Source organism: Janthinobacterium tructae, from assembly GCF_006517255.1.
In the GTDB taxonomy this organism is placed as follows: Bacteria; Pseudomonadota; Gammaproteobacteria; order Burkholderiales; family Burkholderiaceae_D; genus Janthinobacterium; species Janthinobacterium tructae.
In genome coordinates this window covers 5,970,322-5,995,971 of the sequence record NZ_CP041185.1, presented here as the reverse complement: position 1 = coordinate 5,995,971, position 25,650 = coordinate 5,970,322, and the positions used below count along the sequence as shown (strand labels likewise).

Genomic DNA, 25,650 nt, shown 5'->3' with positions numbered 1-25,650 from the left:
AGGCGTCACTAAGCGGCGTCGCGCTCGTAGGGTGGTAGCTCGTGCACCACCAGCGGCGTGTCTTGCGTAACAAAAGCCAGCCAACCGGCCGCCTTGATGGCGCGCAAGGCGTCCTGGTAGCCCTGCTCCCAGCGCCACTCGATGGAGCCCCTGGAGAAATTGATGTCCTTGGCCGCCATGTGCCAGTCGCGCCCCGCGTACGGCAGGCGCACGATGTGCATGGTGCTGTCGCAGCCCAGCGCTACCAGCTCTTCCGTCTGCTGGCGGTTGTGCTTTGTATCGGGCAGACCGGCGTAGAGTTCGCGCAATTTGCGCTGCAAGGTGTGCGTATTGACATAATCGGCGATATGCCGCTTCGAGCGCGACGCAAAGGTGACATCCTTTTGCCGCGTCTGCACTTCGTCCAGGGTGGTCGGTTCCGGGCCTTCCGAACTCCATAAATCCACCATGAAGACCAGCGTGTCGACGTGGGGCGTGTCGTCGAGCACGGTTTCCAGCGGCGTGTTTGAGTACAGACCTCCGTCCCAGTACAGGTCGCCATCGACGCGCACACCGGCAAAGCCCGGCGGCAAGGCGCCACTGGCGCGGATATGGTCCGCTGTCAAGGGTTGCTGCTGGCTGTCGAAACTGGTGAGGCTGCCGCATTTGACGCGCAGCGCGTTGACCGTCAGGCGCATGCTGCCCGGCTGGTTCAGGTAATCGAAATCGACCAGTTCTCCGAGGGTGCTGGCCAGCTCGCTCGTGTCGTAATAGCTGGCGTCTTCCGGCTTGACGGCGATTCCTGCCGGGAACAAGCTGAACGAACGCGGCTTGAAGAAGCCGGGCACGCCGCGCAGTACCGTATCGAGCGTGGCCAGCCAGATGTTCGAGCGGCGCTGCTGGTCCGATACCAGATTCATGTCGATGCTGTCGCGGTGCGCCACGCGCTGCCAGAACTGTTTCAGCCGCACCAGCCGGTCCTCGTGCTTGTTGCCGGCCAAAATGGCGGCATTGATGGCGCCGATCGAAGTACCCACTACCCAGTCGGGCACCAGGCCATGTTCGTGCAGCGCATGGTAGACGCCGGCCTGGTAGGCGCCCAGTGCACCGCCACCCTGCAGTACCAGCACGATGCGCAGGCGCGAGGGATTTAACTGATTGATCGGTGTCTTCGAATTCGTCATCAAGATGGCCCCTCTGTCCACCGCGCGGAATGCGGCGTAAATCATTGTAAGGGATTGCGTCAGTGCGTGTCGGACCTTGGGTGCAGGCAAAAAAAAACGCCGTCAATGACGGCGTTCCTGTGCAACATGGCTGGCGTTCAGCGCTTGCGGCGCAGCCAGCTGGCGGCAACGGCGGCCACGGCCAGGAGGACCAGGGCCGGCTTGACCAGCTTCTTGCGTCCGATGAACGATAGCGCCGTCAGCACGTAGGGCATGGCGCCTTGCAAACGCATGCCGCCCGGCGCCAGCAAGGACTCGACGCGGTGGCCGGCAAAGCCGACCGCCGTCTCGACCACGCCCTGCAACAGCGATTCGGGACGCAATGCATAACCGACGTTGGCGCGCGCATGCACGATGCCGACACGGTACATTTCGCCCTGGGCGATCAGCAGGCGCTTGCGGGCGGCTTGCGCCGCCAGTTTGTCGTTTTCCGACATGAATTCTCCTCGTAAGGCAGGCTGGACATGGCGGGCCCCGTTCCGGCACAAGTCCGGGTGGTTCCCGCCAGCAGCTTACATCAGCATGTCGCGGTCGGCCTTCAATTCCGCCATGGTGGCGGGCATGGACAACTTTCCTTGACGCAGCATGGCGCGCGCATACATGACCAGGGCGATGGCCAGCAGTACGAACACGACCGTCATGATCGCCAGGATCTTCCAGCCCAGGCTATCCCAGGCCAGGAAAACGATCAGCACGCTGCCGTAAGCGATGGCAAACAAGCCCGCCACCGTCGCCAGCGCGAAAATGACCACCAGCTGCAGCATGTGATTGCGCACTTCCGACAGTTCGATGGTGGCCAGCTCCAGCCGCGACAACATCAGTCCGACGGCGTTCTTGGCCAGGCCGGCGACCGAGCCGATCAATCCCGGCCCCTGGTGAGACGAAGCAGACTTGTCCATATCGCTCCTGACAGTGGATTACTTGCGGCCCAGGATGAAGCCGACCAGCACGCCGACGCCAGCGGCGACGGCCACCGTGCGCCATGGGTTTTCCTTGACATAACCGTCCGCCTGGGAGGCGAGCTGCTTGGTGGCAACGATGGCCGATGCTTGCGCTTCGTGCGCCTTGGCCAGGGCGGCGTCCAGGGTTTTCATGCCCTTGACGCGCACTTCATCGGCTTTTTCGCCGGTCAGGGCGGCAGCGGCGCTGAACAGGGCTTGCGCATCCTTGACCAGGGTTTTGACATCGTTATTGACGGTGGTGATATTGTTTTCCAACATGGTTTAGCTCCTTAGCTGTGGATGAATGTAGTTACTATACCTACTTTACTCAAAAACACTATTCCATTAGATCGCGCATATCATCGGCGTGCTCTTCTTCGACAGCCATGATTTTGATCAACAAATGGCGTGTGGTCGGATCTTTGTCGCCAATTTTCACGATCATCTGGCGATACGACTCGATTGCCACCCGTTCCGCGATCAGATTGGCACGCACCATGCTTTGCACGTCTTCGGACTCATCATACTCGGCATGGCTACGTGCAAGCAATGTTGCAGGATTAAAATCTGGCTTGCCATTCAATTGCACGATGCGTTCGGCCAGCCAGTCGGCGTGTTCCTGCTCCTGCTGCGCGTGCTCCAGGAACTCGGCCTTGATGCTGCCGTTGTCGCGCCCGCTCACGGTGTAGTAATGGCGTTTATAGCGTGCAATACACACCAGTTCGGTGGCCAGCGCCCCATTCAGCAGGGCGATCAACTCCTGGCGGTCGCCCTGGTAGCCGGCCGTCACAGCGCCGTCGCCCAGGTTTTTGGCGGCCGCGCGGATGGCGGCCGTATCGATGCCAGCTGGAATTTCCACAGATGTTTGGGTCATGATGTTTCCTTTCAAGTCTTGCATGGGTATCCACCGGCCGACCTGCGGCCGGTGCTGCCTACTAACTCAACACCTGACCAAACCGTAGCGAGCGGCAGCGAATTGTGGCCGAGAAGCGGAGCTGTGCTATGGCACAGTGAGCATCGGGGGCCGCAAGTCGCGACGCGCAGTAGGTTTGGACTGGTGTTTTAACGGCGGGCGGGAATGGCCGTGTTATCTTCGGACAAGACAATTTCCACCCGGCGATTCAGCTGGCGGTTCGCCGCGCTGTCATTGCCGGCGGCCGGATAGGCGGCGCCATAACCTTTCGTGGCGACGCGGTCGCGGCTGATGCCTTGCTCCAGCAAGGCATTGCGCACGGATTCGGCGCGGCGTTGCGACAATTCCAGGTTATGCGCGGAGCCGCCCGTGCTATCCGTAAAGCCTTCGATCAGCACGGTGCGCTGCGGGTTGTTTTTCAGCACGTCGGCCAGCTTGCGCGCCGTATTCGTGCCATCGGCCGTCAGGTTTGCCTTGTCCGTGCCAAACAGCACGTCACCCAGGGTGATGACCATGCCGCGTTCGGTTTTCTTGGCGGCCAGGTCGGCCAGCTGCGCTTCGAGTCCGGCGGCGCGGGCTTGCGCATCGCGGGCCGATGCTTCAGCCGCTTGCGCCTGGGCCTTGGCCGCTTCCGCATCCGCTTGCGCCGACTGGGCGCGGGCCGTGGCCTGGTCAGCCTGCTGCGTGCGCGCATCGAGGCGCAACTGGTCGCGCTGCTTGCCGGCGTTGGCGACATCGGCTTCCGCGGCTTTCTGCTTGGCGACTTCTTGCGCCGTGGCTATCTTTTGCTTGGCCAGGTAGGCCAGCTTGTCGACCTTTTCGCTGTCATCCTGGCGCGTGGCGGCCGCGTTCGCCGCTTCCAGCGCAGCGCTCGCTTCGCGGAATTCGCGTGGCGCATAGGTCGATACCAGCGGGTTCGATTGCGCCGCCATGTAGTCGCCGCGCGTCTGGTCGAGCAGGCTGGTGGTGGTCGGTGCGGAGCTGCAGGCGGCAACTAAAGCGGCCATGGCCAGCAGGCCGGGAATGGTGGTGTAAGTAGCTTTTTTCATGATGGAATCCTGTTATTAGTTATTGTTGTTGCTTATTGTTTTGGCGCTTGCTGATTGGCACGGTCGAGTTCTTCGCGCATGACGCGGATGTTCTCGTTGATTTCATCGGCGGCGCTGGTGGCCTTGGCCGAGTTGGCCTTGCTTTGCGCCAGCTTGGCATCGGCTTGCGCCTGGTCGGCCAGGTCGCGCGCCAGTTTGTAGTCGCGGTCTTTCAAGGCCTGGTTAGCCATGCGCATTTTCTCGCGGGCAGAACGCATTTCATCGGGTGCCAGTTCGGCGGCGCCGGCGCTGGCGGCGTTATCGACGGCGGCGCGCGACACGGCGACGTCGGCAGTGGCTGGCGTTTTCAGGCTGGAGCAACCCGTCATCAGGACAACGGCGGTGAGGCAGGCGGCCAGAGCGGTCATGGGGGTTTTGATGAAATCTCGGTTTGTCATTTTTTTTCTCCTGGAGAATGTTAAGCGGTAGGTATCAACGTCGGTACATCTGGAATCAGGAACTGCGTTTGATGTATGACGTTATAGGCTCCGGCTCCCCGCATATCCGTTCGGTGCCGCACATAGAGTAAGAAATCGACAATACTTGCATGGGCAACGTGCGCCAGCGCACGTGCACGCCAGCAAAACCTGAAACGGGACCGGATTTGTAGCGATTCCTGTAGCATCATGCTTCTGTCCAGAAAGAAACACCTCTTACCTCACACCCTATGCCACGTTTTATCTCTCTCTCGCGCCGCCGGAAAATCGCCCTTGCCAGCGCCGCCGCACTCATCGCATTACCCATCGTCGCCGCCGTCGCCCTGCTCAATATGGACTGGAACCGCGCCAAGCCCTGGCTCAATGCGCGCGCCAGCGAAGCGCTGGGCCGGCCCTTTGCCATTGCAGGCGACCTGTCGCTGACGTGGCAGCAGCCAAGCACTGCGGGGCAACAAGGCTGGCGCGCCTACTTGCCGTGGCCGCACTTGCAGGCCAAGGATGTGCGCCTGGGCAACCCGAGCGCCATGGCAGGAACGGATGCGCAGGCGCAGCTGGCCAGCGTGAGCCAGCTGGCGTTCACACTCAATCCCCTGGCCCTGCTGGACAAGAAAATCGTCATCCCGCAATTGCGCTTCGACGCGCCGCAAGTACGCTTGCTGCGCAACCAGGACGGCAAGAACAACTGGACCTTCGACAAGCAGGAGCAGCCGTCGCCGTGGCAGCTGGAACTGCAAAGCGTGGTCTTCAGCAAGGGCAGCGTGACCCTGGACGATGCCGTCACGCACACGGCGATGCGTGCCGACGTCGACACCATCGCGGACGATGCGCGCTACGGCATCGCCTGGAAGCTGTCGGGCAAATACAGAGGCGAAAACATCCAGGGCGGCGGCAAGGCGGGCGGCGTGCTGTCGCTGCAGCAGCAAGGCACGCCCTTCCCCATCCAGGCCGACATGCGTGCAAACGGCAGCAGCGTGGCCATCGAAGGCACGCTGACGCGCCCGGCGGACCTGGCCGCGCTCGACGTGCGCCTGAAAATATCCGGGCCCAGCATGGCGCGCCTGTATCCCTTGACGGGCGTGCTGCTGCCGGAAACGCCGCATTTCAGTACGGAAGGCCATTTGACGGGCACCCTGGCGCCGCGTGGCGGCGAATGGGTGTACGACCAGTTCAGCGGCAAAGTGGGTTCCAGCGACATCGAAGGCAAGCTGGCGTTTTCCGCCAGCACGCCGCGCAAGCGCCTGACGGGCGAGGTGCACTCGCGCCTGCTGCAATTTTCCGACCTGGGCCCGCTGGTGGGCGCCGACTCCAGCGCCAGCAAGAAGGAACGGGGCGTGCCGTCGACGCAGCCGGCCGGCCGCGTGCTGCCGGTGGAAACCTTCAAGACGGAGCGCTGGACCAGCCTGGACGCCGACGTGCGCTACACGGCCGATAAAATCACGCGCGACGCCGAGTTGCCAATCAGCAAGCTCGACACGCATGTGGTGCTGACGGATGGCGTGCTGTCCCTGACGCCGCTCAACTTCAACGTGGCGGGCGGCACCCTGACGTCGCAGATCAGGCTCGACGGCAGCGGCAAGGTCATCGCCAACGGCATCGCGGCCGAACTCAAGGCCAGCGCCCGCCATCTGCACATCCAGCAACTGTTTCCCCGCCTGCCGGCCCTGCAAGCGAGCGCGGGCGAAATCAATGGCGACGCGTCGCTGTCGGCCACGGGCAATTCCGTCGCCAGCCTGCTGGGCAGCTCAAACGGCGAAGTGCGCGCACTGATCAACCGGGGCAGCATCAGCAAGCTGCTGCTGGAAGAAATGGGCTTGAATATCGGCAGTATCGTGCTGACCAAACTGGTGGGCGACAAGCAGGTCAAGCTGAACTGCATGGCTGCCGATTTCGTCGCCACCAAGGGCTTGATGCGCACGCGCCAGTTCATCGTCGACACGGACGATGCCGTGCTGCATATCGACGGCACGGTGAACCTGGCCAACGAGCAGCTGGACCTGACATTGCAGCCGGACAGCAAGGGCTTGCGCATCTTTTCGCTGCGCTCGCCCCTGTATGTGCAGGGCACTTTCAGCAAGCCCGACGTCAGCGTCGACAAGGGCGTGCTGGCCCTGCGCGCCGGCGGCGCCCTGGCGCTGGCCGTGGTGGCGCCCGTGGCTGCCCTGCTGCCACTGGTCAATACCGGTCCCGGCGAGGATAGCGAATGCGCAGCCCTGCTGGCCCAGGCGCGCGTGAAACCGGTGGCGCCGAAACCGGGCAAGACACCGCGACAAAGTCGATGAACAAGATGGCAAGATAAGGAGGCCGTGCACGATTACAATTGTTACACCCCTATGTGCGTTGCCGAACAGACCCTGCCTTGCCACAATCCTATTCTGTGATCGTGCCTGAAACACCAAGACGTGGCGATACGAAGTCCCACCGGCCCATACCATGCCGGCGCCACGAGGTCCGAATTCATAGGAGAACTATCATGCAAATCATTAAAAAAATCGCCACTACCACTTCCGTTGCCGCTCTGCTGCTGAGCTTGACCGCTTGCGCCAACATGTCGGGCCAAGATAAAAACACGGCCATCGGCGCCGGTGTCGGCGCAGTTGCCGGCTCCGTGCTGACCGGCGGCAGCGCCGTCGGCGCAATCGGCGGCGCCGCCGTCGGCGGTGTGATCGGTAACCAGGTCAAGCCGAAGTAATTGGTACTCAAGAAAGCGGGGTGGGCGCCCAGGCGTCCACCCCGCTTTTTTGCGTCCGCGGCACGAGGATGAGAAAGATCAGACGAAGACGTTGGCCATGCCGATGGCGCCGCTGTCCTTGACCAGCTCATAGCAGCGGCAGGAGACGGCTTCCAGGCCGGCCGAATCGAGGATTTCGATATTGCCGCGGCTGTAGGTGATGAGTTTTTGCTGCTGCAGCGCGCTGGCCGCCTTGGTCACGCCGACCCGCCGCACGCCCAGGGTATGGGCGAGGAATTCATGCGTCAGGTGAAATTTTTCCGACTGCAGGCGGTCGCGCGTGATCAGCAGCGAACGGGCCAGGCGTGCCTCGAGCACGTGAAAGCGGCTGCACACGGCAATCTGGATGGCTTGCGCCAGCAAGGTGTCCGTGTAGCGGTACAGCAAACGCTGCAGGGAATCGAGCTGGGCGAACTCGGCGCAGAACTCTGCCCGCCCGATGCGGCTGGCCGTACCAGAGCGTTGCACCACGGCACGCACTTGCGCCAGGTCATGGCCCAGCGCGACGGAAGCGCCCAGCACGCCTTCGCGGCCGACGGAGCCCACCTCCAGGGTCATGCGGCCTTCCGCCACGGCCAGCAGCGAGATCAGGCAATCGCCGGGGAAATAGATGTGGCCGATAGGCTGGCCCGGTTCGTACAGCACCTCGCCCACCTCGACCGTGACGCTCTCGAACAGCGCCGTCAGGTGCCGCAAGTCGTGCTCGGGCAGGCTGGCCAGCAAGCGGTTACCGGCATCAAGCGCGCCCGCAGGCGTGCCCATGCCGGATCGGCCTGCATCGCGGGACAGGGTCATGCTGGCGTTCGTTGGTGGCATTGCTTTTCCTTGGTGTCGTTACAACTCGACATAATTTTTACTTAGCCTACGGTGCAGTACCGTGCCTGTATGTACGGTGACGCACGGAAGCGGGGCACGCGGCACAGCACACTGGCTGCATGCACGGATAACACGCACTACCCATTTCATTATTTCAAAAAAACCAAGGAGCTCTCCATGACTACCACCACCAAATCCCTCCATCCGCTGGTGCTTGCCGCCGCCGTCGCCGTCCTGCTGTTTTGCGGCGTGGGCACGGCGGCCCTGATGGGCTGGCTGCCCTCGTCCCAGCGCGATGCTCAGCCACTGGCGGCCAGCACCTCGGCCGAACAGTTGGCCAGCCTGCAGGCGAACCAGCCGCAAGCGAACTTGCAGCCTGCCGGCGCGCAAGCGCTGGCGGCCCTGCCGCCGCAACAACCCGTGCGCCAACCGCAGCCTCAGCAGCCACAGCAGCCACAGCAACAACCTCAGCAAGAATATGCGGCAGCCCCGGCGCCGCAGGTGTGCAGCAATTGCGGCGTGATCGAAGCCATCCATGAAGTCAATACGCGCGCCGAAGGCAGCGGCGTCGGCGCGGCCGGCGGCGCCGTCGTCGGCGGCTTGCTGGGCAACCAGGTAGGCGGCGGCCATGGCAAGCAGCTGGCCACCGTGCTGGGCGCCGTTGGCGGCGCCGTGGCCGGCAACCAGATAGAAGGCAGCGTGCGCGCCACGCGCAGCTACAACATCGTCGTGCGCCTCGATAACGGCAAGACGCGTACCGTGCACCAGAGCGCCGCGCCGAACTGGCGCCAGGGCGACCGCGTACGCGTCGTCAACGGCGGCTTGCGCGCCATCGGCTAAGCGGCTGGCGGCAAGTAGGCCGCTCGCCAGCGTGACAAATCCAACACACACCCGGTCTATCCGGGTGTTTTCTTTTTAGCCATGTTCGTTGGCGTACAGATGAGTACGCCGTCCCGCGAGATGATGCACTCAGGAAAGTTCAACGAATATCTTCAAGGAGCTGCGATGGAAAACGACAAGGCAGGCAGTAAGCGGATCTGGCTCGGCTTTATCGGGGCCGGCATCCTGGCCACCGCGCTGGGCTTCTGCGCGCTGGACCTGGCGCCATTGCAAGCAAGCGCGCCCGTGTTCGGCGTGATGCTGCTGCTGACGGGTGGCATGGTCAGTTGCCTGGCGGGCGCCGTCGGCATGGCCGGCATGCTGGCCTGGATACCGGGCATGGCAGATGAACATGCCGACCGGTCGCGATAGTTGATCCTTGTGTACGACAGCGTACAGAACTCAAGCGAAACAAAGTAGACACTTAGTCATGGCATCAGCGTTCAGCGACCCAATCGCCGCGCAATGACAAAAAACCGATGACGGCGCTACGCGCCAGCGCCTGCAAGGCCAAGGCAGTCGCCGTCATCCACACATTACTCTCGGAGGACATATCATGCTGTATACAATCGCCGTCGTACTCATTATTCTTTGGCTGCTGGGCCTGGTGACTTCCTATACCATTGGCGGCTTCATTCACATCCTGCTGGTGGTCGCCGTCATCATGATCCTGCTGCGCCTGATCAGCGGGCGCGGTTTATAGCCCAGGCCGTTAGCCTGGCCTGACAAGAGCGGCGCGCGTGCAAACGGGCGCCGCTCTTTTGCCGCTTTTAGCGACAGTGGGCACGCACTGGCAAGCAACTGTATTTTGCAGTAACGTGTACGGGTAGTCCTGGGTATGTCCCAATAACAAAACAAGGAGAAAATCCATGAAAGAAACATTCAAAAAAGGCCCTGGCGCCAAATCCCTGATCGGCATGCTGGTGATCGCATTGGCCGCCAGCGGCTGCGCGGACATGTCCTCGACGCAACGTGGCACGGCCACGGGCGCCGGCATCGGCGCTGGCCTGGGCGCCTTGATCGGCGGCACCACCGGTGGCGGCAGCGGCGGCCGTACGGCCGGCGGCGCCCTGCTCGGCGCGGCAGCGGGCGCCGTAGTCGGCAATATCTGGTCGAACCGCATGGAAAACCAGAAGCGCGCGATGGAACAAGCGACACAAGGTACGGGTGTGCAAGTGTCGCAGACGGCCGATAACCGCCTGAAAATGGAAATCCCCAGCGATATTTCCTTCGACACCAACCGCGCCGACATCAAGGGAAACTTCCGCCCCATCCTCGACCGCTTTGCTGCCACCCTGAATGAAAACCCGAACACCACGGTCAGCATCGTCGGCCATACGGATAGCACGGGCAGCGCTTCGATCAACGAACCGCTGTCGGTGGAACGCGCGGCCCACACGCGCGACTACCTGGCCATGCGCGGCGTATCGCCAACGCGCATCGTCACGGAAGGCCGCGGCGCCCGAGAGCCGATCGCCTCGAATGCGGATGCCTCGGGACGCGCACGCAACCGCCGCGTGGAAATCTACGTAGCAGAATTAGCCCCACGGGGGTAACACCGAACCAAACCTACTGCGCGTCGGTATAGGCGGCTTGCGATGCTCACCGTACTTTAGTACGGTTGCGCTTCTCGGCCACCTCTCCCTTCCGCTCGCTACGGTTTTGTTCGGTGTCGGGACGTTGACATCAAAATCAAGATCGTAAAAAAACCCGCTGGCAAGGTCACTTGCCAACGGGTTTTTCTATTTAAAACAGCTTATTTTGAAGTAGCTTATTTCGACGTCGTTGCCTTGGCGCCGCTGTCACCCTCTTTCGCCACCTTGGCAAAATCGCCCGCCGTCACGATCGACACGGCCGATGGTTTCAGGTACTCGCGCAAGCCCTGGTTCACTTGCGCCAGGGTCAAGGCGGCCACTTTCGTTTCCAGATCCTTGTCGTAGGCCATGGTGCGGTCCTGCGCCAGGTAGCCGGCCAGTTCGCGCGCCAGACCGCTGTCCTGCGTGCGGCCCACTTCCTGGGATTGCAGCCAGCCCTTTTTCGCCTCGGCCAGTTCCGCTTCCGTGAAGCCGTCGGCCAGCACCTTGGCGATTTCCTCGCGCAGGGCCGCTTCCACCTTGACCGTGTTTTGCGGCGCGCTGATGGCGTAGGCCATCCAGTAGCCGGCCGGCTCGCGCGACGGGATGCTCACTTGCGAACCGACGCCGTACGACAGACCTTCTTTCTGGCGGATGCGGTCGGCCAGGCGGCTGCGCAAGGCGCCGCCACCGAGCATGTGATTGGCCATCAGCAAGGCCGGATAGCTGGCGGCGTCATCCTTGAGGGGAATCGGCTGGATGGCGAACAGCACGCTATTCGCCTTGTCCGGCGTTTCCAAGGTGACTTTCTCGCCGCTGACAGGCTTGACGGTGTCGGGAATGCGCACATACGGCTGCTGCGCCTTCCAGCTGCCGTACAGACTGGCCACTTGCGCCTTCAGCGCGGCCGGGTCAAAGTCACCCACGGCGGCAAAGGTGGCGCTCGACGCGCCATAGTAGGCGCCATGGAAGGCTTTCACATCGGCCACGTTGATGGCTTTCCATTGTGCCAGTTCAGCCGGCAGGGTGGCCACGTGGCGCACATGGCCTTCCGGCGTGGCGTCGAGCAGGCGACGGAAGGCGTTCACGGCCAGCGGCTGCGGTTCAGGCAATTCCTGCTCGGCGCGGCCGACTCTTTCGCGCTGCAATTCCAGGAATTCCGTTGCGTTCAGGGCCGGCTTTTGCAACACTTGCGCCAGCAGATCCATGGCGGCCGGCAAATTCTCGCGCTTGCCCATCAGCATCGCGGTCACGCCCTCGGCGCCGCCCGTGATCGCCACTTGCGTGCCCAGCTGGTCGAACTTGTCCTTCACTTCCTGGCGCGACAGTTTATCCGTGCCGCGGGACAACAGATTGGCCGTGTAGCTGCCCACTTGTCCCTTGCCGCGCAAGCTCTCTTCGCTGCCGAGCTGCAGTTTCAGCACGACGCTGACGGTGCTGCCCTTGGTTTTCTTCGGCAGCAAGGCACCCTTCAAGCCGTTCGGCAAGGTGAAGCGCTGGGTGCGCGCTTCGATATTCTCGGGGCTCGGGTCGAACGCCTCGCCCTGCGCCACCACGGCGCGGCCCGTGTAGCCGGCCAGTTGCGGCGCCACGTCGGCGTAGGCCGGCACAACGGTGCGGTCCGGCGCATCGGTGGGGATGAAACGGCCCAGGGTGCGGTTCGAGCTCTTCAGGTATTTCTCGGCGGCCGCCTGCACCTGCGCCGCCGTCAGCTTGTCGAGCTGGTCGCGCTGCAGGAAGAACAAACGCCAGTCGCCGGCCGCCAGCGATTCCGTCAGGGCAATCGTCAGGCGCGCCGTGTTCGAGGTGGCCAGTTCGATCTGTTTGTTCAATTGCTGCTTGACGCGCGCCACTTCCGCATCCGTGATCGGTTGCGCCTTCAGCTCTTCCAGCACTTTCAGCATGGCCGCTTGCGCCGCATCGAGGTTGCCATCGACGGGCACCAGCGCGCCGAACAGGTTGTAGCCAGGCTCCAGGTTGCTCACCGAGTTGTATTCGATCTTGCTGGCCAGCTTGGTTTCCACCAGCGCCTTGTGCAAACGGCCAGCGGGGGCGTCCGTCAGCACGTGGCCGAGCACCTCGATGGCGACGGCGTCCGGGTTGCCGGATGGCGCCACGTGGTAGCCGGCGCCGACGAATTGCGTGCCGCCGCTGCGGCGCACCGTCACGGCGCGCTCGCCATCTTGGACGGGCTCGGCCGTGTAGGTGGGTTCGATCACGCGCGTGGGTTTCGGGATCTTGCCAAACAGGTCATTGATCTGCTGCAAGACCTTGGCTTCATCGAAGCGACCCGCCACCATCAGCACGGCATTATCGGGCTGATAATATTTATGATAGAACGCGCGCAAGCGGGGAATGTTGACTTGCTCGATATCGGAACGGGCGCCGATGGTCGACTTGCCATAGTTGTGCCAGTCGTAGGCGATGGCCTGGATGCGTTCGCTCGTCACGCCGATCGGATCGCTCTCGCCCATTTCGAACTCGTTGCGCACGACGGTCATTTCACCTTTTTGCGTCTTCGGGTTCCACAGGTCGTTCTGGTCGATGGCCGCGTTGACCATGCGGTCCGCTTCCATGGCCAGCATCTGGCGCAGATTGTCGTCGTTGGCGGGGAAGGTGGCGTAGTAATTGGTGCGGTCGTACCAGGTGGTGCCGTTGAACTGCGCGCCCGTCGAGTTCAGGATCTCGACGGGGGTTTTCGTGCCCTTCTTGATGCCGAAGTTGGCGCTGGGCTTGAACAGCAGGTGTTCCAGCAAGTGGGCCATGCCCGTTTCGCCATAGTTTTCATGGCGCGAACCGACCAGGTAGACGATGTTGGTGGTCAGGGTCGGCTTGCTGGCATCGGGGAACAACAGCACGCGCAAGCCATTGGCCAGCCGGTATTCGGTGATGCCTTCGACGGACGTGACCTTGACGGCGGCGCCGCGGTTGGGTGCGGCCTTGCCGGCTTTCTGGGTCGGTGCGGTTTCCACCGGGGTGGCGGCCAGGATGAACGACGGCGACAGGATGCCGGCGGCAAGCAGGAGAGCAGTAATTGGTTTCAAGGCAAAGTCCTGGTAACACTACGTTATATAAAGAAGCGCAAGCGCCATACGATACAAACGCAAAAATTGTCGCCGGGCCCGCGCTGCGTCTTCGCTGCCCGGTGCAATGATTGCTCTCACAATTTACGGCATACTTATCAGTTACGCAAGTGCCTGTCATCAAGCTGTTATGTGCCCGTGTTATACTCGCGCTTCCAGAACTATCTGCCTGTATATGAGACGAGCTCTCGTCCTGCTCTGCCTTTTTGTTTTCATCGCCTTGCCCCAGGCGTTCGCCAGCATGGCTTACGCCAGCCCTTCCCCATTCCAGCATGCAATCGCGGCCGGCACTACCGCTGCGCCTGCCTTCGTCGCCGATTGCCTGGACCCCAGCGCCCATGTGGGCTTGTCCGGTGACAACTGCGACGCCGACGAATGCGACAACGACCCCATCACGCTGTACCCGACCTCGCGCCAGGGCGCGCCGTTTTGCGCCATCATTTGGCAGGCGGGACCGGGCGCACTTGCCGAAGCGGACGCGCGGCAGGCCACCCGGCCGCCGCGCGTCCGCCACTGACACCGCAGCACGCAGCGCATTCAGACCCGGGGCAATCCGCCGCCGGGCACGCTTTATATTGATTGACTTTACAAGGTTACACACATGGAATGGTTATTTGACCCGACAATCTGGGTCGGCCTGCTGACGCTGGTCGTACTGGAAATCGTACTGGGTATCGACAACCTGATCTTCATCGCCATCCTGGCCGAGAAACTGCCGCCGCACCAGCGCGACAAGGCGCGCGTACTGGGCCTGACCCTGGCCCTCGTCATGCGCCTGGGCCTGCTCTCGCTGATTTCCTGGCTGGTCACCCTGACCACGCCACTATTTTCCCTATGGACATTCTCGTTTTCGGGACGCGACCTGATCCTGCTCTTCGGCGGCCTGTTCCTGCTGTTCAAGGCGACCAGCGAGCTGCATGAGCGCCTTGAAGGCATCACGCATGCCCAGACGGGCCCGAAAGTCTACGCCGGCTTCGGCCTGGTGGTGGCGCAGATCGTCGTGCTCGACGCCGTCTTTTCGCTCGACGCCGTCATCACGGCCGTCGGCATGGTCGACAATCTGTACGTGATGATGGCGGCCGTGGTCATTTCCATCGTCGTCATGATGCTCGCCTCGAAGGTGCTGACGCGCTTCGTCAACGCCCACCCCACCGTCGTGGTGCTGTGCCTGAGCTTCCTGCTGATGATCGGCCTCTCCCTGGTGGCCGAGGGCCTGGGCTTCCACATTCCGAAGGGCTATCTGTACGCGGCCATCGGTTTCTCGATCGTCATCGAGTTCTTCAATCAGCTGGCGCGCCGCAACTTCCTCAAGCTGCAGTCGAACGCGCCGCTGCGCGACCGCACGGCGCAAGCCGTCCTGAGCCTGCTGGGCGGACGCAAGGGCCGCGAAGCCGTCGAAGAACATGAAGTCAAGGCAATGCCCGATGTCTCCGCCTTTGGCGTGGAAGAGCGCAACATGGTCAGCGGCGTGCTGACGCTGGCCGAACGCTCGATCCGCTCGGTGATGACGCCGCGCGGCGACGTCTCGTGGGTCAACCTGAACGACAGCAGCGAGAAGATGCTGCAACTGCTGCGCGAAACGCCGCACAGCATGATTCCTGTCTGCAATGATGACCTCGACAATGTGGTCGGCATCGCGCGCAGCAAGGACCTGATCGAAGACCTCGTCTCGCACGGCAAGATCGACCCGGCCAGCATGCGCGAAGCCGTCGTCGTGCCGGAAGCGGCCGGCGTGCTGAAAGCCATGGAAACCCTGAAGCGCTCGCGCGGCCAGCTGGTGCTGGTGGTTGACGAGTTCGGCACCGTGCAAGGCGTGCTCACGCCGATCGACATCCTCGAAGCCATCGCCGGCGAATTCCCCGACGAGGACGAGCTACCCGACGTGGAGGTGCTGGGCCCCGGCCACTGGCGCATCGATGGCGCCACCGACCTGCATTACCTGGAGCAAGTGTTCGAGACGGAGTCCTTGGTCAGCGAAGACGGCGACTACAACTCGCTGGCCGGCTTCCTGCTGGCGCATTTTGAAAACATGCCGGCCGTGGGCGAAGTGCTGGAACTCGATGATCTGCGTTATGAAATCGTCGAAGCGGACGAGCGCCGCATCGCCTGCGTGGACGTGCGCCGCATCGAGCCCGATCACAGTTTGTAACACAATGGCAAGCGTGCCCCGCTTGTCATGCCGTATGCTGGGGTCTGCCTTTTTTGGAGACGCCAACATGAAACACTCTTTGCTACGCCTGACCCTGCTGGCTTGCGCCGCCTTGGGCGCCCAAGCCAATGTCATGGCCGCCTCGCAGGCCGCCACCATCAGGCCGGGCCTGTGGCAAGTCGACAGCAAAATGGCCTCGCCCGACGCCGCCACCGGCAACGCCATGTCCATGGTGCTGCAGCAGCTGGGCAACCTCCCGCCCGATCAACGCAAGCAGCTGGAAAGCATGGCCGCCAGCCGCGGCATGGCCATGCCCACCGTGGGCGCCGATGGCGCCGTGCGCGTGACGGCGTGCGTGACGCCGGACATGGCCGCGCGCAGGCAGATTCCCACGGGCCAGCCCGGCGACTGCAAATCGAAAAATACGGATATCGCGGGCGGCATGCATGTGTCGTTTGCGTGCGCCAACCCGAAATCGAGCGGCGAAGGCAAGGTCATGTTCACCGGCGACCAGGCGTTCAGCATGCAATTGGCCGTGACGACCAGCGCGCGCGGCACGCCGGAACAGGTGAATGTGACGAGCAATGGCAAGTGGCTGGGCGCCAGCTGCCCGGCCCCGGCTACGACAGCAGCTCAGAAGCCGTGACGGAAACCCATATTAAAAGCGGCGTCGCCGCGGCCCGCGTCGCTGGCGTTGCCCACCGTGTAGCGGGCGCCGTTCTTGTTGTGGATCTTCGCGTAGGACGCGTAGAAATCGCTGCGCTTTGACAGGGAATACGTGAGGCCGACGGCCATCTGGCTGGCGTCGCGGTTGGCCAGGTCGCGGTCATCCTTGTGCACCCAGGACGCCAGCAGCTTGAAGCCGCCCACGGGCACGGACACGCCCAGCAAGGTGTCGCGGCTGTCCGAGGACGACATCGACAGGGCCAGCGAGCTGTAGGCGTTGTTCGGGTCCCACGGCGAACTGCCATAGCCCTTGTTCACGCCCACGGCGGCAAAGGCGGTGGCCACTTTCAGGTCGATATTGGCCGCGATCAGGGTGTTGCGCGACGACATGTCGATGGCGGGCAAGGTACCTGAGGCGAGGATGAAATTGTTCTTGCGCTGGTGCGACACGCTGACATTCACGGCGCCGGCCGAATAGCCGAGCGTGGCGCCATACGCGCGATTGTTGGCGCTGCTGTACGGCGACTCGCCAAAGCTGTAGATGGCGCTGGCGGACACGCCACGCAAGGCGGGCGACACGTATTTGACGGTATTGTCATAGCGTTTCACGCTGTAGCCGGCCAGGTTGCTGGCGCTGCCGGCCATGCCGCCCTTGAACGGGTCGGCCACATCGGTGAGCGCCAGGTATTGCAGGTTGTACTGGCGCCCCAGGGTCAGCGCGCCCAGACGGCTGTCGAGGCCCACGTAAGCCTGGCGGCCGAACAGCCGTCCGTCTTCCGACTGGCCCGTGTCGTTCTGCACGCCCGCTTCCAGGGTAAATATGGCGGACACGTCATTGCCCAGCGCTTCGCGGCCCTGCAGCCCCAGGCGCGAGCCGGACGCGACGCCGCCGGACACCTTGCTGCCGGCGCAATTGGCGGCACAGCCCCGTTCGGCAACGATGCCCGCGTCAAGCACGCCGTACACGGCAACGTGACTCGATGCGGGACCGCCCGCGCCATCGGCGGCCTGGGCCGTTGCGCCCAGCACGAAAGGCCCCATCCCTATCACAGCAAGCGCAAAATACGAGGTCTTCATGATAAATATCTCGGTGACGTGGGTGAAACTTCCCGGTATTGATCAGGACATGCGCTGTATGTCACATCTCAGTGTTACCTTATCCTCGCTTTTTGTCCAGCCATCCGTGCGTTGTGCAACAGAAACTTCAGCTTAGTCCCGGGAAACACGTCGCGCACTGACAACACGCAAGTTTGACCATGATTGTGGCAATCTGCGGCAAAATGGCGTTAAAAGCAGGCCCTGCCGCAAAGCAATGTTCGGTGGCGAACGTTGCGCGATTTGACGCAGGCGGTACACTACTGGTTTTACCGACAGCGGCTCGCCCGTTTTTTCTGCATGCTAGCTATCCTCGAACGCATTGACCCCAACTCCAGCAATATCGACTTGCTGGTGGAATTATTCAACTCATTGCGTCCCAAGCGCCCGCACGACAGCGCTACCGCGATCGCCAACGTGCGCACCCTGCGCCAGCTTCTCAAAGGTAACCCCGCGCAAGCGCGCGCCCTGCACGAATACGTGCTGCGCGTGCTGGCCGCGCGCCGCCACGCCAGCCTGTACACGGACATCGGCGTGCTGTCGAACAGCGGTTTTTTCACCGAATTGAAACGCCGCATCGCCTACCGCATGCTGCCACCCGCCCTGGGCGATGAGTACCTGAACGACGCGCTCGACCAGGTGCTGTACCTGAAGACCGATTATTTGTGGATCAGCAACGTGCCCGCCACGGACTGGCTGGAACTGTTCGACGTGCTCACCAGCGACGACATCGAACTGGCCGTCGGCGACGGCAATATCATGCTGCCCGGCATACTCGACGCCATCCGCACCCTGTCCTACCGCGTCTGTGCCATGGGGCTGGAGCCGGAGCTGACGCGTTTCCACAATGAAATCGAAGTGTTCCAGTCGCCATTCATGGTGCAGAACACGGAAGTGAACGCCTACCTGGACGCTTACACGAATTTACTGCAAGGCAATATCGAGCACATCGAGGATGCGCGCCACCTGCTGGTGATGCTGGACCAGTGCGATGCCGTCATCGCCAAGATCCGCAAGAAGGCCCTGTACCAGGGCACCAGCATTCCCCTCACCTATTTATTGGTGGCCTTGGCGCAAAGCATCGACCGCCTGCGCAAGCTGCTGTTCCTGGTCGACACGAGCGGCGAGCTGCCCAGCTCCGCCAACGTGGATATCGCCGCCATCACGGTGGACGCCACGCAAGACTTGCTGCACCCGCAACCGGTCAGCCGCCGCCGCGCGGGCGCCGTGGGGCTGGCGCTGGAACTGATACGCGCGCATAACCACAAGTACAAGGTCAGCGACCTGTTCTCCGACAATATCAACTTGCTGGCGCGCAATGTGACGGAAAACGCCAGCCGCACGGGCGAACATTACATTGCGGAAAACCGCCGCGAGATGGGTGCCATGTTCCTCTCGTCCGCCGGCGCGGGCGTGATCATCGGCTTCATGGCGCTGTTCAAGATATTGATGTCGTATCTGCGCTCGGCGCCGCTGGTCGAAGCCTTCATGTTCAGCATGAATTACTCGATCGGCTTCATGTTCATCCACTTGCTGCATTTCACGGTGGCCACCAAGCAGCCGGCCATGACGGCCTCGCGCATCGCCGCCGGCCTGCACAGCAAGGATGGCCGGAATATCGACCTCGACAGCATGGCCGAACTGATCAACAAGGTCTTCCGCACGCAAAACATGGCCGTGCTGGGCAACCTGGCCACTGCCATTCCCACGGCCTGGCTGATCGCACTCGGCTACAAGGCGATCACGGGCCACCACCTGGTATCACCGGAAAAAGCCATGCACTTGCTGCACGATATCGACCCCATCGGCAGCCCCGCCATTTTTTACGCCATGATTGCCGGCGTGTGCCTGTTCGTGGCCGGCCTGATTTCCGGCTACTATGACAATCAGGCGCTGTACACGCGCTGGGCGCAGCGCATCGCGCAATTGCGCGGCCTGGGCCGCGTCATCGGCCAGGATCGCTTGCAGCGCCTGGGCTTGTACCTGGAAAACAACCTGGGCGGCCTGATGGGTAATTTCTATTTCGGTATCCTGCTCGGTTCCATCGGCACCCTGGGTTTCCTGATCGGCTTGCCCATCGATATCCGCCACATTACCTTCTCGGCCGCCAACTTTGCCACGGCGCTGGTGGGCCTCGACCACAACATGAGCTGGCAGCTGGCCGTCAAGTCACTGTCGGGCATCTTCGCCATCGGCACGGCCAACCTGCTGGTCAGCTTCGGCCTGGCCCTGTGGGTAGCGCTGCGTTCGCGCCAGGTGCGCTTCAAGCACGGCATGCAATTGTTGAAGATTCTGGGCAAGCGCTTCCTGCGCTCGCCCATCGTCTTCTTCTTCGGCTCGAAAAACCCGCCGCCCCTGGCACTGGCCGATGACTCGGCAAACCTGTCACTGACAAACAAGGCTCAAAAATGATCAACAGGCGCATGCAATCCTGCCTCACCGCCCTACTGCTGTGCTGGACCCTGGCTGCATGCGCCTCGCTGCCCGATGTCAAGAACCTCAACACCACATTGGCCCCCGTGGCCAGGCCCAATGTGATCACAGGCAAGGGCGCCTTGTTGAACGTCAACAGCCGCGCCGCCTTGCTCAACAAGCGCTGGGCCAAATCCGGCATGGACTTGAAGGCCCAGGCCGCGCTGGAAGAGGCGGCCACGGGCGTGCCTTTGATCAAGGGCAACAAGGTAACCCTGCTGTTTGACGGCCCACAAACGATGGCCGCCATGTTCCGGGCCATCAGCGAAGCGAAAAACAGCATCAACCTGGAAACGTATATCTTCGACCAGGATCCGCTGGGCCTGAAGTTTGCCGACATGCTCATCGAAAAGCAGCAGGCGGGCGTGACGGTCAACGTTATCTATGACAGCGTGGGCACCCTCGGCGTGCCACAGGCGTTTTTCGAGCGCATGCGCGCGGCCGGCGTGCACCTGGTGGCATTCAACCCCGTCAATCCCGCCAAGCTCAAGGGCGACGACTGGAAAATCAACAACCGCGACCACCGCAAGGTGCTGATCGTCGATGGCAAGACGGCGTTTACGGGTGGCATCAATATCAGCGATACCTATGCGAAAAGCTCGCTGTTCCGCTCGAAATCGAAAGCCACCGACAAGAAGGACGTGGGCTGGCGCGATACCCACGTGAAAGTGGAAGGCCCGGCCGTGGCCGCCTTCCAGTGGCTGTTCATCCGCACCTGGGCACAGCAAGACCAGGCCGACTTGCCGGACGCAAATTATTTCCCCGTGCTGTCCGAAGTGGGCGACAAGCTGGTGCGCGTGGTGGCCAGCGAACCGGAAGGCGGCTTCGAAATCTACAAGGCGTATATTTTAGCCATCCAGGAAGCCAAGAAATCCATCCACATCACGTCCGCCTATTTCGTGCCCGACCAGCAGACGGTCGACGCGCTGGTGGCGGCCGCCAGACGCGGCGTGGACGTCACCGTGGTGCTGCCCGGCGTGTCCGACAGCGGCCTGGTGTTCCATGCGGGACACGCGCTGTATGACCAGCTGCTGGCTGGCGGCATCCGCATCTTCCACTTGAAACTGGCGGTGCTGCACGCCAAGACGGCCGTCATCGACGGCGCCTGGTCAACGGTAGGCTCGACCAACATCGACATGCGCAGCTTCCTGCATAACAGCGAACTGAACGTGATCGTGCTGGGCGACAGCTTCGGCCGTGAAATGGAAAACGCCTTCCAGGAAGACTTGCGCGACTCGGAAGAAATCACCAGGGCCAAATGGGAAACGCGGCCCATCTCGGACCGCATGAAGGAGTGGGCGGCGCGCTTCATGAACTACTGGCTGTAAGGGAGTAGCCGTCAAAAAGTCCAGGGCGTTGTTGCATTGCCTCGCCCTGGCCATTTTGCCGGCCACTCCTGCTACCGGTGCAGGTCGGCGCAGGTCGGCGTAGCGCAGCGTAAGCCGACATCAGCGTAAGCCGACACCATCACGAAAACCACCACCGCCAACAATAGCGTCGGATTACGCACGGCTTCGCCGCGCTAATCCGACCTACAACGGCCGCAAACTGGCCCACACCCCGCCCTGGCGTGCAAACGCTTCCGTGCTGACCTTTTCAAAGTCGGCGCTGTCTTCATTCCAGCTGTAGCGCTCGACCCTGATGCCGCTGTCTTCGATGCGGATGACATTGAACGAGTTCGACTCGCCCCTGCCCCGCGTTGACGTGGCCGTGCCCGCCTGCACCATCAGGGCAGCGTAGCCGTCGATCTTGTAGCGCGCCGAGGTGTCGCCTGCATGGCTGGCGTGCAAATGGCCGGCCAGCAACAGGTCCACGCCACACTCGGAAAACATTTGCAGCGCCAGCGGCGCGCGGTCGACCAGGTCATCCTTGTCGAAATGCTCGGGCAAGTCAAAGGGATGGTGCGTGACGATGATGCGCGTCAAACCGGGCGGCAAACGGCCCAGGCGTTCACGCAGGACATCGATCTGCTCGTGGCTGATGCGGCCATCCTTGAACGTCAATGAGCGGGCCGTGTTGATGCCCAGCACGGCGATTTCCTCGTCCACGTATTCGGGCGACAAATCGTCCGTCACGTGGCGCCGGTATTTCACCAGTGGCGTCAGAAAGCGGGAAAAGACGTTATACAGAGGCACGTCATGGTTGCCCGGCACCACGACCTGCGGCCCCGGCAAGCTATCGAGAAAAGCTCGTGCCTGCTGGAATTGAACGCTGCGGGCGCGCTGCGTCAGGTCGCCCGAGACCACCACCACGTCCGGCTCCAGGCGTTCGACCAGCGCACGCAGGGGCGTCAGCAGGGCCGCATCGACCCTGCCAAAATGCAAATCGGATAAATGCACGAGGGTACGCATGGCCTACTCCTGGGCTGGCGCTGGCACGATCACGTCCAGCGCGGCGGGACGGATGCGGTAGCGCAGCGGCGTATTCATGATGGTCACTTCGCCATCGGTGGCCACGCGCAGGCGGCGGTGTTTCGTGGCGATTTCCAGGTCATTGGCCATCAGCATATCGAAATCCTTGGCTTGCGACAGTTTGCCGAACAGCGCGTGCAAGGCCAGTTTCAGCAAGCCGAGGCGGCCCGGACGCTGTGCCACGTACAGGCTCAGCTGGCCGCCATTGAGCCGCTCGCGCTCGCCGATATTCAAGCCTTCCATCAGGTATTCATTATTGCCGATGAAGACGAAAGGCGTGCGGCGCGCATGCACGGCGTCCTTGAGTTTCAATTGCACGCTGAGAAACGGATAGCGGCGCAAGGCCGCCACCAGCGCCCAGCTGAAGGCCAGCCACTTGCCCCGTCCCAGCCGGCGCTGCTGCTTTTCGCGGTCGCGCACGATATCGGGATACAGGCCCAGGCTGGAATTGTTCAGGAAAATGCGGCCATTCACTTCGCCCACGTCGACCTGCTGCCGCACGCCCCGCGCCACATTGGCGATGGCCGCATCGAGGTCGAGCGGGATATTCAAATCCTTGGCGAAATGGTTCAGGGTGCCCAGCGGCAAGACGCCAAACGGCGTGCCGCTGCCGACGACGACAGAGGCGACGGCATTGATGGTGCCGTCGCCGCCGCCGGCCACGACGATGGGCGCGCCATCACGCAGGGCTAGCTCGGCAGTGGTGATCATGTCGGCGCCGCTTTGCGCCAGGGTGATGGCGGCGTCGAGGCCCACGGCGGCGAATTGCGCTTCAAGCTGCTGCGCCCAGTCGGGCGCATAGCCGCAGCCAGCGCCCCCGTTGATGATGACTGCAATTTTACTCAGGATCTTTCCCCTTATTTGGTTTGCCGGATATGCCGGCGGCGGCGCAGGGTCGACACGCCGGCGATGCAGATGGCCAGCCAGCCATAGCTTTCCGCCATGGCTGCCAGCACATCGCTCAGGTAATGCGCGCCCAGGTAGATGCGGCTGAAACCCACGAGTGCCGCCATCAGGAAGGCGCCCAGCGCGATGGCGATGCGCTTGCCCCAGGCACCCGGCGCCGTCTGGCAAATCAGGTAGGCAGCCAGCAAGCCGTACAGGGCCGTCGAGGTGGCCGTATGGCCACTCGGAAAGCTGTACGTGCTCAGGGCCGTCTGCAGGAGGGGCTCGTCAAAGCTGGGCCGCGCGCGGACAAAAATGTACTTTAGCAGCAGGTTCAAAAACATGACGCCCGGCATGGTGATGACCAGGGTAAACAGCCAGTAATCGGCACCCTTGCGGTGCAGATACCAGCCCAGCAGGGTCGCCAGGGTGATGGCGCCGATCACGCCATGCGTATGCGTGACGACCAGCAGGCAGCTGGTGATCCACGGCACGGCATGCTGGTTGAACCACTGCGCCACCTGCAGGTCGATCACCGTGATCTGGGCCATGCCCATCACCGCTTCGGCAATCTCGTGGAACACCACGATGGCCACCAGCATCAGCGCCACACCCACCGTCATGTGCAGGCCAAGCTCGCCTTCGGGCGACAGGCGCGCCTCGACGAAGCGGCGCAGTTTCATGGTCCAGCCCGTGGTCATGCCCATGTCATTCTTCTCTTGCAAACTCATCTCTCTTTCATGTTCGCGGTGATGATCAAAAAAACCACACCAGTAAAAAAATACTGTTTATTCATACAGTAGCTGTGTTTTCATACAGTAGTTATGCTATTCTGATGACTCGTTCAACACATCTCCCTCAAAGGAATTGTCATGGCAACATTGAATAGCGGTTTTGGCTCACGGTTCGGCCTGGAATACGCCCCAAGCTCTTTCCTCGTCCGCATGGGCAAGCGCGAAATCCTCGTCTGCCGCGACTTCCGCAAGCGCTACTACACCGTCAATCCCCTGATCGAGTGCGGTACGGGCATCGAGCCGGGCTATGTTGAAGTGCTGCTGATGCGCCGTTGGTTGCTTATTCTATCCAAGGCGCATTAAGAATGACTTTAAAACAAGGTGCTCGCACCCTGTTGTAAAGTCAGCTCGCCCGGCCACGCCGGGAACGCCTCAGTACCGGCCAGCGGCAACGCTGACCGACCCCTCATTACTGTGCGCGCTCCGGTGCGGCCGGGCTGGCAGGTGTTTGCACTGGCAGCACCTTGTCAGACACATTCGCTTCGTACCACAAGGTCACGAACAGCACCATCACGACGGGACCGATGAACAGGCCCACGAGGCCCAGGGTTTCCACGCCGCCCAGAATGCCGAACAGCACGGCCAGGAAGGGCAAGCGGGTGGCATTGCCGATCATGCCGGGACGCACGAAGTGGTCGGCCACGAACAGCACCACGGTGCCCCAGGCGGCCACGCCGATGGCGGCGCCCAGATTGCCCTGGACGACCAGCAAGGCGGCGGCGCACAGGTAAGCCAACGGTGCGCCGAACGGGATGATGGCCAGGATGCCGGTGGCGAACGCCCACAGGGCCGGTGATGGCAAGCCGGCAATCGCATAGGCGATGCCGATCAGCACGCCTTCGGCCAGGCCCACCAGTACCAGGCCGTTGACGGTCGCGCGGATGGCGGTCGGGATTTTTTGCGCATAGCGGCCCCAGCGTTCGGGGCGCAAAAAATGGCTGCCGACGGCCGTGATCTGGCGCGTCAGCGCTTCACCATCCTTGTAAAAGAAAAACAGACACAAGAAGGCCAGGCCGAAGTCGACCAGGCGGTGGAACACGTCCGCGCCAAGGATTTTCAGGATGTCGCGCGCGGAATGAAAACCGCCCACGGCACTGCCCGCAAAGAAGTGGCCGAGGCCATGGGGCTGGCTCAGGGTGGCTAGCCACCAGTCGCCGATGGCGCTGCCGGCCAGCGGAATATGCGCCACCCAGTCCGGCACGGGCAAGCCCTCGGTATTCGCGTGGACGACGAAATTGGCCAGCACGGGCACTTCGCGCGCCGCCTGCGCCACGCCGAACAGCACGGGGATGATGAAGATGCAGGCGAACGCCAGGGTCAGCACGGCTGCAGCGATGATGGTGCGCTGCCCCAGGGCCGCGCGCACGCGCAGGTACAAGGGCCAGGTGGCCACGCACAGGATGCCGGCCCACACAAGCGGCAAAAAGAAACGCTGCATGACGAAGGCCGTCACGGCAATCAGGGCCAGGGAAAAGCCTGCGCTGACGATGTCGCGCTGGGTATCGGTCATACCACTC

Annotated in this window: 26 protein-coding genes; 12 read left to right on the top strand and 14 right to left on the bottom strand. The window is 62.4% G+C overall.

Annotated features, from left to right (window positions below):
- Positions 1–8: 8 nt before the first annotated feature.
- The 7 genes from FJQ89_RS26540 to FJQ89_RS26510 form a co-directional block, all read right to left on the bottom strand.
- Positions 9–1,163, bottom strand: a complete 1,155-nt coding sequence (locus FJQ89_RS26540; RefSeq protein WP_141172347.1) for a patatin-like phospholipase family protein — start codon at positions 1,161–1,163, stop codon at positions 9–11.
- A 137-nt stretch (positions 1,164–1,300) separates the two neighbouring features.
- Positions 1,301–1,639 carry a hypothetical protein gene (locus FJQ89_RS26535; protein WP_099760049.1) on the bottom strand — a complete coding sequence of 113 codons (339 nt, stop codon included), beginning with the start codon at positions 1,637–1,639 and terminating at the stop codon, positions 1,301–1,303.
- Positions 1,640–1,714: 75 nt separating this feature from the next.
- Positions 1,715–2,101, bottom strand: coding sequence for a phage holin family protein (locus FJQ89_RS26530; protein ID WP_070224915.1), 387 nt, complete (start codon positions 2,099–2,101; stop codon positions 1,715–1,717).
- 18 nt (positions 2,102–2,119) lie between these two features.
- On the bottom strand, positions 2,120–2,422 hold the full coding sequence (locus tag FJQ89_RS26525; RefSeq protein ID WP_034786336.1) for an ElaB/YgaM/YqjD family protein: 303 nt from the start codon (positions 2,420–2,422) through the stop codon (positions 2,120–2,122).
- Between the two features lie 58 nt (positions 2,423–2,480).
- Positions 2,481–3,017, bottom strand: a complete 537-nt coding sequence (locus tag FJQ89_RS26520) for a ferritin-like domain-containing protein (protein WP_141172346.1) — start codon at positions 3,015–3,017, stop codon at positions 2,481–2,483.
- 188 nt (positions 3,018–3,205) lie between these two features.
- Positions 3,206–4,105: an OmpA family protein gene (locus FJQ89_RS26515; protein WP_141172345.1), complete on the bottom strand. Its 900-nt coding sequence runs from the start codon at positions 4,103–4,105 to the stop codon at positions 3,206–3,208.
- A gap of 32 nt (positions 4,106–4,137) precedes the next feature.
- Positions 4,138–4,542, bottom strand: coding sequence for a DUF4398 domain-containing protein (locus tag FJQ89_RS26510; protein ID WP_071078649.1), 405 nt, complete (start codon positions 4,540–4,542; stop codon positions 4,138–4,140).
- Positions 4,543–4,811: 269 nt separating this feature from the next.
- On the opposite strand from FJQ89_RS26510, the gene FJQ89_RS26505 reads away from it, so the two are divergent.
- Positions 4,812–6,860: an AsmA family protein gene (locus FJQ89_RS26505; protein WP_141172344.1), complete on the top strand. Its 2,049-nt coding sequence runs from the start codon at positions 4,812–4,814 to the stop codon at positions 6,858–6,860.
- A gap of 191 nt (positions 6,861–7,051) precedes the next feature.
- Positions 7,052–7,270 (top strand): glycine zipper 2TM domain-containing protein, encoded by a 219-nt coding sequence (locus tag FJQ89_RS26500; RefSeq protein ID WP_141172343.1) that lies wholly within the window; start codon positions 7,052–7,054, stop codon positions 7,268–7,270.
- 78 nt (positions 7,271–7,348) lie between these two features.
- Here FJQ89_RS26500 and FJQ89_RS26495 read toward each other — a convergent pair whose 3' ends face one another.
- Positions 7,349–8,071, bottom strand: coding sequence for a Crp/Fnr family transcriptional regulator (locus FJQ89_RS26495; protein WP_141173006.1), 723 nt, complete (start codon positions 8,069–8,071; stop codon positions 7,349–7,351).
- Positions 8,072–8,302: 231 nt separating this feature from the next.
- Between FJQ89_RS26495 and FJQ89_RS26490 the strand changes: the two genes are divergently transcribed.
- The 4 genes from FJQ89_RS26490 to FJQ89_RS26475 all read left to right on the top strand — a co-directional run bounded on the left by FJQ89_RS26490 (position 8,303) and on the right by FJQ89_RS26475 (position 10,560).
- Positions 8,303–8,965, top strand: coding sequence for an outer membrane lipoprotein (locus tag FJQ89_RS26490; RefSeq protein ID WP_141172342.1), 663 nt, complete (start codon positions 8,303–8,305; stop codon positions 8,963–8,965).
- A gap of 165 nt (positions 8,966–9,130) precedes the next feature.
- Positions 9,131–9,376, top strand: coding sequence for a hypothetical protein (locus FJQ89_RS26485; protein ID WP_141172341.1), 246 nt, complete (start codon positions 9,131–9,133; stop codon positions 9,374–9,376).
- A gap of 184 nt (positions 9,377–9,560) precedes the next feature.
- The gene (locus FJQ89_RS26480) at positions 9,561–9,707 is read left to right on the top strand and encodes a lmo0937 family membrane protein (RefSeq protein ID WP_121670992.1); all 147 of its coding nucleotides are present in this window, start codon (positions 9,561–9,563) and stop codon (positions 9,705–9,707) included.
- Between the two features lie 214 nt (positions 9,708–9,921).
- Positions 9,922–10,560 carry a YiaD family glycine zipper/OmpA-like lipoprotein gene (locus tag FJQ89_RS26475; protein ID WP_141173005.1) on the top strand — a complete coding sequence of 213 codons (639 nt, stop codon included), beginning with the start codon at positions 9,922–9,924 and terminating at the stop codon, positions 10,558–10,560.
- Positions 10,561–10,775: 215 nt separating this feature from the next.
- Here the strand turns inward: FJQ89_RS26475 and FJQ89_RS26470 are convergent, their stop codons facing one another.
- On the bottom strand, positions 10,776–13,622 hold the full coding sequence (locus tag FJQ89_RS26470) for a M16 family metallopeptidase (protein WP_141172340.1): 2,847 nt from the start codon (positions 13,620–13,622) through the stop codon (positions 10,776–10,778).
- Positions 13,623–13,902: 280 nt separating this feature from the next.
- Between FJQ89_RS26470 and FJQ89_RS26465 the strand changes: the two genes are divergently transcribed.
- The 3 genes from FJQ89_RS26465 to FJQ89_RS26455 all read left to right on the top strand — a co-directional run bounded on the left by FJQ89_RS26465 (position 13,903) and on the right by FJQ89_RS26455 (position 16,456).
- Positions 13,903–14,178 carry a hypothetical protein gene (locus FJQ89_RS26465; RefSeq protein ID WP_141172339.1) on the top strand — a complete coding sequence of 92 codons (276 nt, stop codon included), beginning with the start codon at positions 13,903–13,905 and terminating at the stop codon, positions 14,176–14,178.
- A gap of 84 nt (positions 14,179–14,262) precedes the next feature.
- Complete coding sequence (locus FJQ89_RS26460; RefSeq protein ID WP_071078655.1) at positions 14,263–15,810, top strand: TerC family protein; 1,548 nt, start codon at positions 14,263–14,265, stop codon at positions 15,808–15,810.
- 67 nt (positions 15,811–15,877) lie between these two features.
- Entirely contained in the window at positions 15,878–16,456 is a 579-nt protein-coding gene (locus FJQ89_RS26455) for a DUF3617 domain-containing protein (protein WP_141172338.1), read from the top strand.
- Here FJQ89_RS26455 and FJQ89_RS26450 read toward each other — a convergent pair.
- Positions 16,444–17,517 (bottom strand): porin, encoded by a 1,074-nt coding sequence (locus FJQ89_RS26450; RefSeq protein ID WP_243136287.1) that lies wholly within the window; start codon positions 17,515–17,517, stop codon positions 16,444–16,446. The genes FJQ89_RS26455 and FJQ89_RS26450 overlap by 13 nt on opposite strands.
- Before the next feature lie 354 nt (positions 17,518–17,871).
- Between FJQ89_RS26450 and FJQ89_RS26445 the strand changes: the two genes are divergently transcribed.
- Together FJQ89_RS26445 and cls are read left to right on the top strand one after the other, a co-directional pair.
- On the top strand, positions 17,872–19,983 hold the full coding sequence (locus tag FJQ89_RS26445; RefSeq protein ID WP_141172336.1) for a site-specific recombinase: 2,112 nt from the start codon (positions 17,872–17,874) through the stop codon (positions 19,981–19,983).
- Positions 19,980–21,371, top strand: coding sequence for a cardiolipin synthase (gene cls, locus FJQ89_RS26440; RefSeq protein WP_141172335.1), 1,392 nt, complete (start codon positions 19,980–19,982; stop codon positions 21,369–21,371). The genes FJQ89_RS26445 and cls overlap by 4 nt, the downstream gene beginning before the upstream one ends.
- A gap of 204 nt (positions 21,372–21,575) precedes the next feature.
- Here cls and FJQ89_RS26435 read toward each other — a convergent pair whose 3' ends face one another.
- Genes FJQ89_RS26435 through FJQ89_RS26425 form a run of 3 tightly spaced genes read right to left on the bottom strand, consistent with a single transcriptional unit; the run spans position 21,576 to position 24,070 of the window.
- Positions 21,576–22,394: a metallophosphoesterase family protein gene (locus FJQ89_RS26435; protein WP_141172334.1), complete on the bottom strand. Its 819-nt coding sequence runs from the start codon at positions 22,392–22,394 to the stop codon at positions 21,576–21,578.
- Between the two features lie 3 nt (positions 22,395–22,397).
- The gene (locus tag FJQ89_RS26430) at positions 22,398–23,300 is read right to left on the bottom strand and encodes a diacylglycerol/lipid kinase family protein (protein ID WP_141173003.1); all 903 of its coding nucleotides are present in this window, start codon (positions 23,298–23,300) and stop codon (positions 22,398–22,400) included.
- Positions 23,301–23,311: 11 nt separating this feature from the next.
- Positions 23,312–24,070, bottom strand: a complete 759-nt coding sequence (locus FJQ89_RS26425; RefSeq protein WP_243136285.1) for a phosphatase PAP2 family protein — start codon at positions 24,068–24,070, stop codon at positions 23,312–23,314.
- 141 nt (positions 24,071–24,211) lie between these two features.
- Here FJQ89_RS26425 and FJQ89_RS26420 point away from each other — a divergent pair, with 141 nt between their 5' ends.
- Positions 24,212–24,436: a hypothetical protein gene (locus FJQ89_RS26420; RefSeq protein WP_010396348.1), complete on the top strand. Its 225-nt coding sequence runs from the start codon at positions 24,212–24,214 to the stop codon at positions 24,434–24,436.
- 106 nt (positions 24,437–24,542) lie between these two features.
- Here FJQ89_RS26420 and FJQ89_RS26415 read toward each other — a convergent pair whose 3' ends face one another.
- Positions 24,543–25,643 (bottom strand): AI-2E family transporter, encoded by a 1,101-nt coding sequence (locus tag FJQ89_RS26415; protein WP_141172333.1) that lies wholly within the window; start codon positions 25,641–25,643, stop codon positions 24,543–24,545.
- Positions 25,644–25,650 lie beyond the last annotated feature (7 nt).

Excerpts from the sequence above, each read along its gene's own strand:
- FJQ89_RS26540 (WP_141172347.1), bottom strand. The coding sequence starts at position 1,163 with ATGACGAATTCGAAGACACCGATCAATCAGTTAAATCCCTCGCGCCTG.
- FJQ89_RS26535 (WP_099760049.1), bottom strand. The coding sequence starts at position 1,639 with ATGTCGGAAAACGACAAACTGGCGGCGCAAGCCGCCCGCAAGCGCCTG.
- FJQ89_RS26530 (WP_070224915.1), bottom strand. The coding sequence starts at position 2,101 with ATGGACAAGTCTGCTTCGTCTCACCAGGGGCCGGGATTGATCGGCTCG.
- FJQ89_RS26525 (WP_034786336.1), bottom strand. The coding sequence starts at position 2,422 with ATGTTGGAAAACAATATCACCACCGTCAATAACGATGTCAAAACCCTG.
- FJQ89_RS26520 (WP_141172346.1), bottom strand. The coding sequence starts at position 3,017 with ATGACCCAAACATCTGTGGAAATTCCAGCTGGCATCGATACGGCCGCC.
- FJQ89_RS26515 (WP_141172345.1), bottom strand. The coding sequence starts at position 4,105 with ATGAAAAAAGCTACTTACACCACCATTCCCGGCCTGCTGGCCATGGCC.
- FJQ89_RS26510 (WP_071078649.1), bottom strand. The coding sequence starts at position 4,542 with ATGACAAACCGAGATTTCATCAAAACCCCCATGACCGCTCTGGCCGCC.
- FJQ89_RS26505 (WP_141172344.1), top strand. The coding sequence starts at position 4,812 with ATGCCACGTTTTATCTCTCTCTCGCGCCGCCGGAAAATCGCCCTTGCC.
- FJQ89_RS26500 (WP_141172343.1), top strand. The coding sequence starts at position 7,052 with ATGCAAATCATTAAAAAAATCGCCACTACCACTTCCGTTGCCGCTCTG.
- FJQ89_RS26495 (WP_141173006.1), bottom strand. The coding sequence starts at position 8,071 with ATGGGCACGCCTGCGGGCGCGCTTGATGCCGGTAACCGCTTGCTGGCC.
- FJQ89_RS26490 (WP_141172342.1), top strand. The coding sequence starts at position 8,303 with ATGACTACCACCACCAAATCCCTCCATCCGCTGGTGCTTGCCGCCGCC.
- FJQ89_RS26485 (WP_141172341.1), top strand. The coding sequence starts at position 9,131 with ATGGAAAACGACAAGGCAGGCAGTAAGCGGATCTGGCTCGGCTTTATC.
- FJQ89_RS26480 (WP_121670992.1), top strand. The coding sequence starts at position 9,561 with ATGCTGTATACAATCGCCGTCGTACTCATTATTCTTTGGCTGCTGGGC.
- FJQ89_RS26475 (WP_141173005.1), top strand. The coding sequence starts at position 9,922 with ATGCTGGTGATCGCATTGGCCGCCAGCGGCTGCGCGGACATGTCCTCG.
- FJQ89_RS26465 (WP_141172339.1), top strand. The coding sequence starts at position 13,903 with ATGGCTTACGCCAGCCCTTCCCCATTCCAGCATGCAATCGCGGCCGGC.
- FJQ89_RS26460 (WP_071078655.1), top strand. The coding sequence starts at position 14,263 with ATGGAATGGTTATTTGACCCGACAATCTGGGTCGGCCTGCTGACGCTG.
- FJQ89_RS26455 (WP_141172338.1), top strand. The coding sequence starts at position 15,878 with ATGAAACACTCTTTGCTACGCCTGACCCTGCTGGCTTGCGCCGCCTTG.
- FJQ89_RS26450 (WP_243136287.1), bottom strand. The coding sequence starts at position 17,517 with ATGGGGCCTTTCGTGCTGGGCGCAACGGCCCAGGCCGCCGATGGCGCG.
- FJQ89_RS26445 (WP_141172336.1), top strand. The coding sequence starts at position 17,872 with ATGCTAGCTATCCTCGAACGCATTGACCCCAACTCCAGCAATATCGAC.
- cls (WP_141172335.1), top strand. The coding sequence starts at position 19,980 with ATGATCAACAGGCGCATGCAATCCTGCCTCACCGCCCTACTGCTGTGC.
- FJQ89_RS26435 (WP_141172334.1), bottom strand. The coding sequence starts at position 22,394 with ATGCGTACCCTCGTGCATTTATCCGATTTGCATTTTGGCAGGGTCGAT.
- FJQ89_RS26425 (WP_243136285.1), bottom strand. The coding sequence starts at position 24,070 with ATGAGTTTGCAAGAGAAGAATGACATGGGCATGACCACGGGCTGGACC.
- FJQ89_RS26420 (WP_010396348.1), top strand. The coding sequence starts at position 24,212 with ATGGCAACATTGAATAGCGGTTTTGGCTCACGGTTCGGCCTGGAATAC.
- FJQ89_RS26415 (WP_141172333.1), bottom strand. The coding sequence starts at position 25,643 with ATGACCGATACCCAGCGCGACATCGTCAGCGCAGGCTTTTCCCTGGCC.